Here is a 13,705-nt window from a genome sequence, read left to right on the forward strand (position 1 = left end):
AAAACACTCAAACAAAAAATCTCTCCCAAACTGAGAGAGATCTGTTTTAGTTGGTTTCAACTTTATGCTTTTGCAGACAATAAATTTACGGTTTTGGATACCTTATCTTTTATTTCTGTTCTTTTAACGATGAAATCTACAAAACCTTTTTCCTGTAAGAATTCTGAGGTCTGGAAACCTTCCGGTAAATCTCTACCGATAGTTTCGCGGATTACTCTTGGTCCTGCAAAACCGATCAGCGCTTTTGGTTCTGCCATGATGATATCTGCAGTCATTGCGAAAGATGCAGTAATTCCTCCGAATGTAGGATCACAAAGATAAGCAATATACAAAAGTCCTGCTTCAGAAAGCTGTGCTAGTTTTGACTGTACTTTTGCGAGCTGCATCAAAGAATATGTTGCTTCCTGCATCCTTGCTCCACCAGATTGGCAGATGATCATATAAGGAAGTTTTTTCTCCAGACAGTAATCTATCGCTCTTCTGATCTTTTCGCCCATTACAGAACCCAAAGACCCTCCGATAAAGGCAAAATCCATACATGAAACAACCATTTTGGTTCCGTTAACATCACCAACAGCATTTCTGATAGAATCTGTAAGTTTTGTCTTCGCTTTTACTTCCTTTAAACGGTCTGTATAAGATTTGGTATCTTTGAAATTAAGCATATCAACGCTTTCAACATTAGCGTCCAGCTCAGTGAATTTGCTTTCATCAAAAAGGATTTCAAAAAACTCTGCACTTCCGATTCTTACATGAAATCCGTCTTCAGGAGAAACATAGTTATTTTTCTTCAGTTCCTCGTGTTCCACAACTTTTCCTGACGGAGTCTGATGCCAAAGACCTTTCGGTACATCTTTTTTCTCGTCTGTAGAAGTGGTAATATTTTGTGCTTTTCTTTTAAACCAGTCGAATGCCATATTGTTGATTTGAAATTATTGATTTGAAGTTTGAAATTCAGGCTTGCCAGTAAAACTTTAGTTTCCGACAATCTCAAATTTCAAACCTCAAATCTCAAATTAATTTATTTTAAAGTATTTACGTTATTTAAATCTTCAAATGCCTGAACCAATCTCTTAGCGAAAGTTTCCTCTCCTTTTCTGATCCAGACTCTAGGATCGTAGAATTTCTTGTTTGGTTTGTCATCTCCATCAGGATTTCCGATCTGAGTTTTCAGATATTCAATTTTCTCTGTCATATAATCTCTGATTCCTTCTGTATAAGCAAACTGAAGGTCAGTATCAATATTCATCTTAATTACTCCGTAATCAATCGCTTCTCTGATCTCTTCTAAAGTAGAACCTGAACCACCGTGGAATACAAAATTGATTGGTTTCTCCGCTGTTCCGAATTTCTCCTGTACAAACTTCTGAGAATTATCTAAAATTTTCGGTGTTAAAACTACGTTACCTGGCTTATAAACTCCGTGAACGTTTCCGAAAGCAGCTGCAATTGTAAAATTATCGGAAATAGCTTTCAGCTTTTCGTAGGTATATGCTACATCTTCAGGCTGAGTATATAATTTAGAATTGTCAACGTCAGAATTATCAACACCATCCTCTTCACCACCGGTTACCCCGATTTCCACTTCCAAGGTCATCTGCATTTTTGCCATTCTTTCGAAGTATTCTGCTGAAATTTCAAGATTTTCTTCTAATGATTCTTCAGAAAGATCTAGCATGTGAGAAGAATAAAGTGATTTTCCTGTTTGCTTGTAGAATTCTTCATTAGCTTCCATCAAACCATCAATCCAAGGCAACAATTTTTTTGCAGCGTGATCTGTGTGAAGAATTACCGTTGCTCCGTAAGCTTCAGCCAAAGTATGAATATGTTTAGCTCCCGCAATACCTCCCAAAATAGCAGATTTCTGCGCATCATTGCTCAATCCTTTTCCTGCATTGTAAGCAGCTCCTCCGTTGGAAAACTGAATAATGACAGGTGAATTTAATTTTGCAGCAGTTTCCATTACAGCGTTTACGTTGCTCGAACCGATTACGTTTACTGCAGGCAATGCAAATTTATTTTCTTTTGCATACTGGAAAATATCTGTAACTAACTGACCTGTGGCAACTCCTGCCGGAAAAATTCTGCTCATATTTTAGCTTTTATGTAAGATTTAAGTTTAGTTTGAAAAATTCTTGTAAAGATAATATTTTTTGATCAATAATTAATTTCTTTTGTCTCTACCCCACAGAAGCTTCTGGCGGATGGTTTCGTAGAAGCTGAGATTATCCGGCTGTACCAGCAGAATCTGAAAATCTGCCTTTCTGATAACAATTTCCTGATCCGTTTCAATGTGAATTAATCTTGAATCTAATGAAAGAGAATATTGTGGAACGCGGCTTTCAACTTTAAATTTAATTTCTACTTTATCATTTACCACCAAAGGTCTTACATTAAGATTGTGAGGCGCAATTGGCGTGATGACAAAATTTTCATTGTTGGGCGAAATGATAGGTCCTCCGCAGCTTAACGAATAAGCAGTAGATCCTGTAGGAGTGGAAACAATCACCCCATCACCCCAGAAAACATTCAGAAATTCGTTATTAATATAAGAATCTACCGTAACCATGGATGTTGTTTCTTTTCTGGAAATCGTAACATCGTTCAATGCATAAGGGAAAAAAGCGTCTGATCTTGGAGATACCACTTCAATCACGGAGCGGCGGCTGGTTTTTATATTTCCTTTCAGTATAGAATCTAATTCTTTGAAAGCCTCTTCTTTGGTAAAACTTGCCAGAAAACCTAATCTTCCGGTATTAACCCCAACAATCGGAATTTCAAGATCTTCAATAAAAGTCAGTGAGTTTACGATAGTGCCGTCTCCCCCGAAAGTGAAAAACAAATCTACTTTTTTCTCAATAAGATCCTGTTTATGAGCAAAAGTTTCAAAAATCTTTGAAAACTGTAGCGCTTCTGCCATTTCGTTATACAAAACAGATTTCACTCCCCTGCTTTCCAGTTCGGAAATAAATTTGCTTAAATATAAAAAAGTATCAAGATCTTTTTTCTGGGAATAAATGGCTGCCTTCATATTAGATTTCTATAAATTTCTGTAAAAAGCCAAACCGGTCTTTCAACAAATCTGTTTTTTCGTCAGAATAATATTTTTCTACAATTCTGTAATCGTACCTGTCAAATGTTGCATCAATGGAAGCCAGATTTTCATTACTCATCTTTACCGTAACCTGTACAACCTCATCAGACATCATGCTGATAAAACCTCCGTAAAATTTTGAGTTGTTGCTTTCAACAATATTGGCAATTTCTGTCATCGAATATTTTCTTGCAGGAATTTCTACGGTAATAATGGCTCCTGTCTCTGAAAAAAGAGGATATCTCGATAGTGTCTGAAAAACATCATCACAGGTTATATATCCTAAATATTTTTCAGATTTGTTGATCACAGGGATAACATTCGCATTAAAAGTATAAAAAAGACGGATACTGTCTAAAATATTGTTGTCTTCCAAAATGGCAAAGCGCTCAATCTGATGTTCCAGATTTTTAAGCAGACCCTCTTCTTCGTATAGGAAGTCTCTGGCAATCGCACCATAAAAATGATGAGATTTTTTGATGAAAATATGTGTATATCCAAATGCTTCTATTGTTTCTTTTGCCGATTCTATAGAGTCAGTAAGGTGAAAACACGGAAAATCTTTTGAGATATAGTCCTTGATAAACATTGTGCTAATTTATAAAAAATTCAACGAAACCGTTTCCTAATAATAAAGTTTTTTTTCGGCATTTTAAAATTTTCAGATAAAAAATTTGTCGGATTACAAAAAAAGTGTACCTTTGTCGCCTTTCATTTTTACTTTTTATTAGATTTATTTCAAACTGCACTGTCTTTCAGACAGAAGCAGTTTTTTTATTTTAGAGCTTTTGCAAATTCCCACATCACAATTCCACCGCAAACACTTACATTTAAAGAGTGCTTGGTTCCCAGCTGCGGAATTTCAAGAAAGGCATCAATATTCTCCAGAGCCTCATCACTTATTCCGTCAACTTCATTTCCTAAAATAACCGCATATTTTTTAGACTGATCAATCACAAAATCTGAAATCATTTTACTGTCTGAGGTCTGCTCAATCCCGAGAATCTCAAAACCGCTGCTTTTCAGATCATTAATTGCTGTATTAATATCATTTTCATAACTCCAGTCAACACTTTCTGTAGCTCCTAAAGCTGCTTTGTGAATTTCACGGTGCGGCGGCTGTGGTGTAATCCCGCAAAGTACAATCTTCTCAACCAGAAATGCATCTGCCGTCCTGAAAGCTGCTCCTACATTGTGCATGCTTCTCACATTATCTAAAACAACCACTAAAGGAATCTTTTCTGTCTTTTTAAATGTATCTACATCTATTCTGTTGAGTTCCTCAAGTTTTAATTTATGTACCAAAATAATTGATTTATTTCTTGTTACTATTTACGAATTTTTCTTTGAAAATGGATTTAAAACTTTAATGTTGATAAGCTAAGCAGCTTTGCATTTATTTATTTCCACCCATAATCTGATGCACATTCCTTTCAATATTCTGAGCAATAGCTTCCATAGGAATATCATTTTCATCATTATTAAAAGGGTCTTCTATTTCTTCAGCAATCAATTCCAGACTCATCAGAACATAATATACAAAAACCGTAAGCGGAATCATAAAATATCCGAGATTGATAACATATGCTACAGGCAATGCCAAAACGTACAGGATGATAAACTTTTTGATAAATGATGAGTAAGAATAAGGAATCGGTGTATTTTTAATTCTCTCACAACCTCCGCAGACATCCAGAAAACCGGAAAGCTGAGTATCCAGAAACAGCATTTCAGTATCCGAAATTTTTCCTTCTTTTTTAAGTTGATACAATTTGCGGGAAAGAAGCGCTATTAAATCCGACGGTCCGTGGTTCGTCAATGACTTTTCAATTTCAGAATAATCTTCGTCTAACGCCAGTCTGGTAGATTCTTTAGAAAGATGTTTTGCAAGAAAGTGAGGGAAATATTTCACATATCTGGCAATCTGATGTGCAGACTGTCGGTCATCCATAAGAATGGTGTTAATTTTTATGGCAAAATTGCGGGAATCATTCACAAGTTTTCCCCAAAGCTTTCTGCCTTCCCACCATCTATCATAAGCTGTATTGGTTCTGAAAACCAGAAGTAATGACAGAACAAATCCCAGTAAAGAATGAATCATTCCTACATTGCTGACTTTTGACTTCGATGTTAAGTGAAAATATTCTATCTCAAGGTATTGTATCCCATAAGAGTACAGAGCCATCAAAATCATGGTAGGGAAAAGAATCTTTAAAGTATCACTTTTGTGTAAGCTAAGAAGAATTTTAAGAAAATGCTTCGTATTATATACTCTCATAGAATTATAGTCTTCTGCAAAGATAATTGATAAAATTTTTCCTGTGTAATTTGTTTCGGATTTTAAAATTCTTTGCTATTACAAACCCGCTTTTTCAAACAGATCAAGAATCTTACGCTCTTCTTTTTCCCAGCAAAAAAAATCTGCTGCTTTTTCCAGCTCAGTCCGGTAGCTTCTTCTGTCTTTATTTAAAACTTTTTTTACAGCCTCTGCAATGGATTCCGGTTGATGATTATGAATAATTTCGCCCACATCAAACTGATTTTTGATATTTTCCATTTCCGGAAAAGGAGCAAGAATCAAAGGAACTCTTGCCTGAATACAATCTAAAACTTTATTGGGTAAAGAATAGTAATAACTTTCGCCGCCGTTTTCTTCAATACTCATTCCGCAGTCTGCCAATAAGGTTTCTTTTCGCAAATCCTCCGGCAATAACTTTCCTAAAAACTGAACTTTATCCTGAAGATTTTCCTGAATCACCAATGCTTCATATTCTTTTTTCATCGGTCCGTCACCGGCAATTTTAAAAATAACATTTTCAAGATGATGCATTGCCAAAATGGCTTTATCTATTCCACGAAACGGATTAATAGCGCCCTGATACAACAATATTTTTGGCTGATTATCCGGAATCTCCATATTAAACTCTATTTTTCTAGGCGAATTCTGAACAATAACCGGCTGAACTTTATATTGATCCTGAAACCATTTCCCATAGCTTCCGCTTGCCGTCATGATAAATTTTAATTCCGGAACAATTTTATCCTGAAGATACCGCCACAGTTTTTGAGACATTTTGCCCTGAATGGCAGGCATTTCGGAAAAAATTTCATGACTGTCAAAAACCAGAGGAATATTAAGCTTTTTAGAGATTAAATAATTCGGAAACAGTGCATCCAGATCATTGGCGAGGAGAATCGTATTTTGATCCGATTTAGTTTTCAGACGTTGATACAATTTCCAGTTAAATTCAAAATAAGCCGTTTTTAAACTTTTTGAGATAAGGGAAATCCTTGAAAAAGGATAAGGACGGTGCATCTTGGTGTTTCCGCCCCAATCATTTCCGATGAGCTCAATATCATAGCCGTTTTCGTATAACGTCCTGCAGACTTTTTCTATTCTCTGATCCGTATAAAGGTTACTGAATGCAGAAACAAGAACTTTTTTAGGAGCCATTATTTCTTTTTTGCAGTCAGCAGGTGGTAAATTTGTACAAAGCAGATAATTCCGTTTGGAATTATAACTGGCCAAAGCATTCCACTGAACACGCCATAAACCACGAAACAAATGCAGCCGATAAGATTAACAATTCTTATTTTGGTTAAATCTTTAAGAATGAAACTTAAAACAATAAAAAAAGAAGCGGCATAACCTATATAAGTAGCAATTTCGGGATTCATGAGGAAAATTTGAGGACAACAAACTTAATCATTTTCAGGAAGATAAAAAACTTTTTTCTGCCATAAAGTCATTAATTGCTTTTTGGTAAAATATTTGTAATTTAGATAACGAATACAAAGCAACGTTGCTTTTATTCTAATGAGATAAATTATGGATTATAAGTTTTCACAAGGTTTGAGCCAGGTGTTCAAGCAAAGCAAAAATGAAGCTCGAAGGCTGAAAAGTGAATTTCTTAATACAGAACATCTACTTTTAGGTATTATAAAAACAGAAAACTCTGCAAAAGAAATCCTTCAGAACCTTAATGCGGATTTAACACAAATCAGAAGAAAAATTGAAACTTTAAATACAGCAAGTTTAAATCCTATTTCTGAAGAGGTTACCAATATTTCTTTCACTAAAATGGCAGATCATGCCGTAAAACGTGCTGAGCTGGAATGCAGACAGTATAAAACAAATGAAATTAATACCGTTCATTTGCTTTTAGGCATTCTTTATAAATATGAAGATCCTACTTCTAATATTCTGGGAGCTTATGATGTTGATTACGAAGGAGTTTCAAGAGAATATCAGACTATGCTGAAAAACTCAGGTCAGTCACCTCAAAATTCTGCTTATGACGACGATGATGACAGAGAAGATTTTGAGCAGATGAGAAAGCCTACAGGAAATCTGGGTTCTGCTAAAAGCAAAACTCCTACGCTGGATAATTTTGGAAGAGATCTCACCTCTTTGGCAAGAGACGGTAAACTAGATCCCGTGATCGGTCGTGAAAAAGAAATTGAAAGAGTTTCTCAGATTTTATCAAGAAGAAAGAAAAACAATCCTTTGCTGATTGGTGAGCCCGGAGTTGGTAAGTCTGCCATCGCAGAAGGTCTTGCATTAAGAATTCAGCAGAAAAAAGTTTCAAGAGTTCTTTTCGGCAAAAGAGTGATTACACTTGATCTTGCAAGTCTTGTTGCAGGAACAAAATATCGTGGTCAGTTTGAAGAAAGAATGAAAGCCATCATGACGGAACTCGAAAAAAACCGTGATGTAATTTTATTCATAGATGAGCTGCACACTATTGTAGGAGCAGGAAGTTCTACCGGAAGTTTAGATGCTTCCAATATGTTCAAGCCTGCTTTAGCTAGAGGTGAAATTCAATGCATTGGAGCGACTACTCTTGATGAATACCGCCAGTATATTGAAAAAGACGGCGCTCTGGAAAGAAGATTCCAAAAGGTAATGGTAGAACCAACTTCTATTGAAGAAACCATTCAGATTCTGAATCAGATTAAAGATAAATATGAGGAGCATCACAATGTAGTGTATACTCCGGAAGCAATTGCCGCTTGTGTAAACCTTACCTCAAGATATATTACGGATCGTTTCTTACCAGATAAAGCGATTGATGCAATGGACGAAGCTGGATCACGGGTTTATATCAAAAACATGAAGGTTCCGACTGCGATTATTGATTTTGAAAAGAAAATTGAAGAAATCAAGGAATTGAAGCAAAAAGCCGTTAAAGCCCAGGATTATCTGGAAGCCCGAAAGCTGAAGGATGAAGAAGAGCGTTTACAAATGGAGCTGAATTCTGCGCAGGATCAGTGGGACAAAGATGTTAAGGAAAAGAAAGAAACCGTTTCAGAAGAAAATGTTGCAGAAGTAGTGTCTATGATGAGCGGTGTTCCGGTGACCAAAGTTGGTAAAAATGAGCTTGATAAATTAGCTCAGATGGATGAGAAACTCAACGGAAAAGTAATCGGACAGGAAGATGCTGTGAAAAAAGTGGTAAAAGCCATCCAGAGAAACAGAGCCGGACTGAAAGATCCTAACAGACCCATTGGAACATTCATTTTCTTAGGAACTACCGGTGTTGGTAAAACCGAGCTTGGTAAAGTAATGGCAAGAGAACTCTTTGATTCTGACGAAGCTTTGATCAGAATTGATATGAGTGAATACATGGAAAAATTTGCCGTTTCAAGATTGGTGGGTGCGCCTCCGGGATACGTTGGGTATGAAGAAGGCGGACAATTGACTGAAGCTGTAAGAAGAAAGCCTTATGCGGTAGTTCTTTTGGACGAAATTGAAAAAGCGCATCCTGATGTATTCAATATTTTACTTCAGATTTTGGATGAAGGTCACGTTACCGACAGTTTAGGAAGAAAAATTGATTTCAGAAATACCATTATTATTCTGACATCCAACATCGGAACAAGAGATATTAAAGATTTTGGTGATGGCGTAGGCTTCGGAACCAATGCGAAAAAATCTAATTCGGATTCCAGAGCAAGAAGCACTATTGAAAACGCTCTTAAGAAAGCATTTGCTCCAGAGTTCCTTAACAGAATTGATGACATCATCATTTTCAACTCTCTTGAAAAAGATGATATCAAGAAAATTATTGATATTGAACTCAACAAACTGTACGGAAGACTTGAAAAACTTAACTATAAAGTTGAGTTGACTGATGCAGCGAAAGATTTCATTTCAGAAAAAGGATGGGATAAAGATTTCGGAGCAAGACCACTGAAAAGAGCTATTCAGAAATACATTGAAGATTTATTGGCAGAAATGCTCGTAAACAAACAATTAACTGAAGGCGAAACGGTTGTTTTGGATTTGAATGAAGCTAAAGACGGCTTAGAAGGTAAAACTTCAAAACCTAAAAAATCATCTGCTGAAAAGTCACAGTCTTAATTAAATAACTAAACTATAAAAAGAAAGCATCGGGAATCTCTCGATGCTTTTTTGATTATAAAAATTAAAGGTAATTAACTAAAGACCCACTACAAATCCCACCGTTGGAATCAGTCCGCCGGAAAAAACACTTCTGTTTTCATCATAAAGTACATTGTACATAACGCCAAGCTGCAGAAAAGAATTATTTCCAATCTGCTGCATATATCCTCCGCCTAAGTACAAAGCTGTTTCCTGCTGATTATTTTTAAAATCATAAAACTTATCCTCATAATTCACAAAAAAATGCTGCAGATTTCCGCTTACAAAAAATGATCTTCCAAAATAATAATTGGCAAAAGGACCAAAACCAAACATAGAAGATTTGTAAAAATCTGAAGTCTGCCAGGAAATATTTCCCATGAAACCGACTTCAAAATCGTTGGTAAGCTTATATCCCACTCTCGGTGCAAACTGAAGGTTGAAGTAAGAATTGCTTCCAAAACCCACGCCTAAACCTCCTCCAAATGTCCAGTTTGAGGATTTTTCGTTTTGATAATTATTTTCTACCTGTGCGTTCAGGGCAATAGCAGAAAAAAGAAAAACTGATAATACTGTTTTTTTCATCATAATTAATTTATCAATTATTCAAATTTAAAGCATTTATTTTACAATTAAGATCTTGTTGAATAAAGTCGTAATTTTGCCCCGTCAAACTAAGGACTCCCGTTAAGAGTTTCGTAAAATTGAAATAACATGAAAGTAGTAGTAGGATTATCCGGAGGTGTGGATTCCAGTGTTACAGCGTATCTGCTGCAACAGCAAGGTCATGAAGTCGTGGCTTTGTTTATGAGAAACTGGAACGATGCTTCGGTAACGCTGGAAGATGAATGTCCGTGGATCGAGGACAGTAATGATGCCTTAATGGTGGCTCAAAAACTTGGAATTCCGTTTCAGGTAATTGATATGAGCGATCTGTACAAGGAAAGAATCGTAGATTATATGTTCGACGAATATCAGAAAGGAAGAACTCCGAATCCTGATGTTCTGTGCAACAGAGAAGTAAAATTCGATGTTTTTATGAAGACGGCAATGTCTCTGGGTGCAGATAAAGTAGCAACCGGACATTACGCCAGAGTCGATTCAACCATTGATGAAAACGGAAAGGAAATTTTCCATTTACTTGCCGGGAAAGATAACAATAAAGATCAGTCCTACTTTTTATGTCAGTTAAGTCAGGATCAGTTGTCCAAAGCATTATTTCCGATTGGGGAACTTACAAAGCCTCAGGTTCGGGAAATCGCTAAAGAAATTGGCTTGGTAACAGCAGATAAAAAAGATTCTCAAGGATTATGTTTTATCGGAAAAGTAAGTTTACCACAGTTTTTACAGCAGCAATTGATTCCAAAAGAAGGTGAAATTGTAGAAATTTTCAAAGATTCTCCCCTTTTTGCTGAAGAAATGCCCGAATTTTCATCAAAACAGGAAGAATTGGAATACCTCAGCCGAAAGATCAATTATAAAAAAACAGACGGTAAAGTCATCGGAAAACATCAGGGAGCTCAGTTTTTCACGATCGGACAAAGTAAAGGACTTGGAATCGGCGGACATAAAGAAAGTTGTTTTATTATCTCCAGAGACATGGAAAACAATATACTTTTCGTAGGAGAAGGTCATCAGTTTCCGGGATTGCTTAAAAGAGCTTTAAAAATTGATAACTCTGAACTGCACTGGGTTCGTGAAGATTTAAGGTTAAAAAACGGAGAATCGATGGAAGTAATGGCAAGATTCAGATACCGACAGCCATTGCAAAAAGCAACTTTATATCAGTTTGAAGAAGGATTCTATATAGAGTTTGAAGAACCGCAGTCAGCGATTGCAGAAGGGCAGTTTGCAGCTTGGTACATCGGTGAAGAGCTGATCGGAAGCGGTGTAATTTCTTAAAAGAATTTTATCTGAATAATAATCCCGAAGCATTTTTGTTTTGGGTTTTTGTTTTTTCTATATTATCTTTCATCTCAAATCAACTTACCAACCAGTCTTTAAAATCTTTCACGCGGTCGCGGCTTACAGTAATTTCTTCCTGTGGCTGAAATTCTAATTCAACCTTATAATTGGGCGAGGTGTGAATATTTTTAATATAATCTGAATTGATGATGAACTGCCGGTTTACGCGAAAGAATTTCTTTTCATCCAGCACCTCTTCCAGTTCATCCAGTGTGAAATCTGAAGGATATGTTCTTTCCTGAGTCTGCAGATAAACAATTTTATTTTCGCTGAAAAAACAGCTTACTTCGTGGGTCTGAACAATTTTAAGGTTATAGCCTATTTTCACCAGAATTCTGGAAAGTATTGTTTTTTCTTTTTTTATGAGTTGTTTGATATCCTGAGAATTAACCGCCTGATCTGATGGAATGAATGACTTAAACTTTTCCACAGCTCCTGCAAGATCTTCTTCCATTATCGGCTTCAAAAGATAATCTATACTGTTGAGCTTAAAGGCTTTTAAGGTATACTGGTCGAAAGCTGTTGTATAAATAATGAACGCTCTGGTTGAAATTTTATCAAAAATATCAAACGAAAGACCGTCGCCCAAAACAATATCCGAAAAAATAAGCTGCGGATGCTCATTTGCAGCAAACCATTCTACAGCAGCTTCCACAGAATCAAGATTGGCAACTATCTCTAAATCAAGAAATAAACCTAACATTCTTTCAAGCTTTCTTGCAGCCGGTTTTTCATCTTCAATTATGACAGTTTTGATCATTCTGAGGTATAATTTTAATGTTGAATCTGATGCTAAAATTAAATAAATATTTCGGTATAAAAAGCTACTGCTTTCTCAGATTATTCATTTCATCTTTAATGGCATTCTGCTCCCATTCAGAATTCAGAATGAATAATTTTACGGCTTTTACCAAGAGGATAATTGCCCAAACTGTCAGAATTATTGATCCGTGAAAGGTATAATCGGTGGTCATCCATTTAATAAAATTTCTTCCTAAAATAATTACTGCCACAATACCAAACCATATACAGTTTGTATAAAATGATTTAAGGTCTTTTACTCTTTGCTGGGTTAATGTATGATTCATGATAACAAATGATTAATAATGATTAATTAAAGTGATTTTGATTTACTTTTTTCCTGTTCGATCAGTTGGTTTATTTTTCTTTCTTCCCATTCTTTTCCGATTCCAAAAGTGTTTAAACCATGAATGGTTAAACCCAATCCCCATCCTAACATTGGCCAGTAAAACCATAAATGTTCCGGTGATGTAAGCAGATTGATGATAAGTAAAAAAGGAATGACCAAACAGTATGAGATCAAATTTCCATAAAAGCTCTTTAAATCTTTTACCCTCTTTGCCGCTTTTTCGTACGCTAAATTTTCTTTGTTGAATGATAAATTTTCCATGATGTTTTGTTTTACAATTAATTTGCTTGTTTTTGTTGAGACAAATGTATGTCAGAAAAGTATCCTCAATCAACTTTATGTGACTGAATGGTAGAAAAACAGAACTGAATGGAAGTAATCAGGATATATAAACAAAATCCCTCGTAAAATTGCGGTGGGTTTATTTTTATCCGCTCAAAGTCGGGAGACTTTGCGCAGCGGGGTATATAAATATAAAAAAACCTCGCATTTTCCGAGGTTTTGTTTTTATCCGCTCAAAGTCACAGACTTTGCGTAGCGGAGGGATTTTAAAAACAGACAATCTTATTCTTTATAAAACAAAAACCTCGCATTTTGCGAGGTTTTTTTATTATCAGCTCAAAGTTACAAACTTCGCAGAGCGGGGCGGTCATTTGGAAGGTTGATATGAACAATTTCGGAATATAGGATAAATCATTTTTAACTTATCCCCAAAATTATTCTCTTCATCTTGGTATTGACTTATTTTTCCTTTTTCCACAACCCACCATCTATCATAACCATCATAGTACATTGTGTCATTTCCTTTATTATTATATAATACAAAAGCAAAATCTACATTATTATAATATTCCGGATCATTGTTACCGATAAATTTAAATGTTTTAATTTTCGTATTAATTTCTAAATAATTTGCTTTAGAAAATTTTTGCATAATAAAAGAATTTTCATCAGAATTAATTTTCCAAAACAATTTCTTTTCAAAGCTAAATGATGCATCGTTTGCAGAAGTTGACTGTTTGTAAAGAATGACTTCTTCATTACTATCCTTTCTTATTGAACACGAAAAAATTATTGCAAAACACATAAATAAAATAACTAATCTAATCAT

General features: G+C 35.5%; 15 protein-coding genes. 2 read left to right on the top strand and 13 right to left on the bottom strand.

Features of this window, described 5'->3' with window-relative positions:
• Positions 1–62: 62 nt before the first annotated feature.
• The 8 genes from accD to FNE73_RS01375 all read right to left on the bottom strand — a co-directional run bounded on the left by accD (position 63) and on the right by FNE73_RS01375 (position 6,772).
• Entirely contained in the window at positions 63–917 is an 855-nt protein-coding gene (accD, locus tag FNE73_RS01340; protein WP_143882990.1) for an acetyl-CoA carboxylase, carboxyltransferase subunit beta, read from the bottom strand.
• 104 nt (positions 918–1,021) lie between these two features.
• Complete coding sequence (fbaA, locus tag FNE73_RS01345) at positions 1,022–2,092, bottom strand: class II fructose-bisphosphate aldolase (protein WP_143882991.1); 1,071 nt, start codon at positions 2,090–2,092, stop codon at positions 1,022–1,024.
• Between the two features lie 72 nt (positions 2,093–2,164).
• Positions 2,165–3,031 carry an NAD kinase gene (locus tag FNE73_RS01350; RefSeq protein ID WP_143882992.1) on the bottom strand — a complete coding sequence of 289 codons (867 nt, stop codon included), beginning with the start codon at positions 3,029–3,031 and terminating at the stop codon, positions 2,165–2,167.
• Position 3,032: 1 nt separating this feature from the next.
• A complete protein-coding gene (locus FNE73_RS01355) occupies positions 3,033–3,683 on the bottom strand; it encodes a CBS domain-containing protein (RefSeq protein WP_143882993.1) in 651 nt (216 codons plus the stop codon).
• A 185-nt stretch (positions 3,684–3,868) separates the two neighbouring features.
• Positions 3,869–4,399, bottom strand: a complete 531-nt coding sequence (locus FNE73_RS01360) for an RNA methyltransferase (RefSeq protein WP_143882994.1) — start codon at positions 4,397–4,399, stop codon at positions 3,869–3,871.
• A 91-nt stretch (positions 4,400–4,490) separates the two neighbouring features.
• Entirely contained in the window at positions 4,491–5,372 is an 882-nt protein-coding gene (locus tag FNE73_RS01365; protein ID WP_143882995.1) for a bestrophin family protein, read from the bottom strand.
• 78 nt (positions 5,373–5,450) lie between these two features.
• Positions 5,451–6,548 carry a glycosyltransferase family 4 protein gene (locus FNE73_RS01370; RefSeq protein ID WP_143882996.1) on the bottom strand — a complete coding sequence of 366 codons (1,098 nt, stop codon included), beginning with the start codon at positions 6,546–6,548 and terminating at the stop codon, positions 5,451–5,453.
• The gene (locus tag FNE73_RS01375; protein ID WP_143882997.1) at positions 6,548–6,772 is read right to left on the bottom strand and encodes a uroporphyrinogen decarboxylase; all 225 of its coding nucleotides are present in this window, start codon (positions 6,770–6,772) and stop codon (positions 6,548–6,550) included. Before FNE73_RS01375 ends, FNE73_RS01370 begins: the two co-directional genes overlap by 1 nt.
• Before the next feature lie 151 nt (positions 6,773–6,923).
• Here FNE73_RS01375 and FNE73_RS01380 point away from each other — a divergent pair, with 151 nt between their 5' ends.
• Positions 6,924–9,458: an ATP-dependent Clp protease ATP-binding subunit gene (locus FNE73_RS01380; protein WP_143882998.1), complete on the top strand. Its 2,535-nt coding sequence runs from the start codon at positions 6,924–6,926 to the stop codon at positions 9,456–9,458.
• Between the two features lie 78 nt (positions 9,459–9,536).
• Here FNE73_RS01380 and FNE73_RS01385 read toward each other — a convergent pair whose 3' ends face one another.
• Positions 9,537–10,064 carry a hypothetical protein gene (locus FNE73_RS01385; RefSeq protein WP_143882999.1) on the bottom strand — a complete coding sequence of 176 codons (528 nt, stop codon included), beginning with the start codon at positions 10,062–10,064 and terminating at the stop codon, positions 9,537–9,539.
• Between the two features lie 129 nt (positions 10,065–10,193).
• Between FNE73_RS01385 and mnmA the strand changes: the two genes are divergently transcribed.
• Positions 10,194–11,381: a tRNA 2-thiouridine(34) synthase MnmA gene (mnmA, locus tag FNE73_RS01390; RefSeq protein WP_143883000.1), complete on the top strand. Its 1,188-nt coding sequence runs from the start codon at positions 10,194–10,196 to the stop codon at positions 11,379–11,381.
• 79 nt (positions 11,382–11,460) lie between these two features.
• Here the strand turns inward: mnmA and FNE73_RS01395 are convergent, their stop codons facing one another.
• The 4 genes from FNE73_RS01395 to FNE73_RS01410 all read right to left on the bottom strand — a co-directional run bounded on the left by FNE73_RS01395 (position 11,461) and on the right by FNE73_RS01410 (position 13,705).
• Positions 11,461–12,204, bottom strand: a complete 744-nt coding sequence (locus FNE73_RS01395; RefSeq protein ID WP_143883001.1) for a LytR/AlgR family response regulator transcription factor — start codon at positions 12,202–12,204, stop codon at positions 11,461–11,463.
• A gap of 64 nt (positions 12,205–12,268) precedes the next feature.
• Positions 12,269–12,532 (bottom strand): 2TM domain-containing protein, encoded by a 264-nt coding sequence (locus tag FNE73_RS01400; protein ID WP_143883002.1) that lies wholly within the window; start codon positions 12,530–12,532, stop codon positions 12,269–12,271.
• A gap of 26 nt (positions 12,533–12,558) precedes the next feature.
• The gene (locus FNE73_RS01405; protein ID WP_143883003.1) at positions 12,559–12,855 is read right to left on the bottom strand and encodes a 2TM domain-containing protein; all 297 of its coding nucleotides are present in this window, start codon (positions 12,853–12,855) and stop codon (positions 12,559–12,561) included.
• A gap of 388 nt (positions 12,856–13,243) precedes the next feature.
• Positions 13,244–13,705 (bottom strand): hypothetical protein, encoded by a 462-nt coding sequence (locus FNE73_RS01410; RefSeq protein ID WP_143883004.1) that lies wholly within the window; start codon positions 13,703–13,705, stop codon positions 13,244–13,246.

This window comes from Chryseobacterium binzhouense, from assembly GCF_007474545.1.
Lineage (GTDB): Bacteria > Bacteroidota > Bacteroidia > Flavobacteriales > Weeksellaceae > Chryseobacterium > Chryseobacterium binzhouense.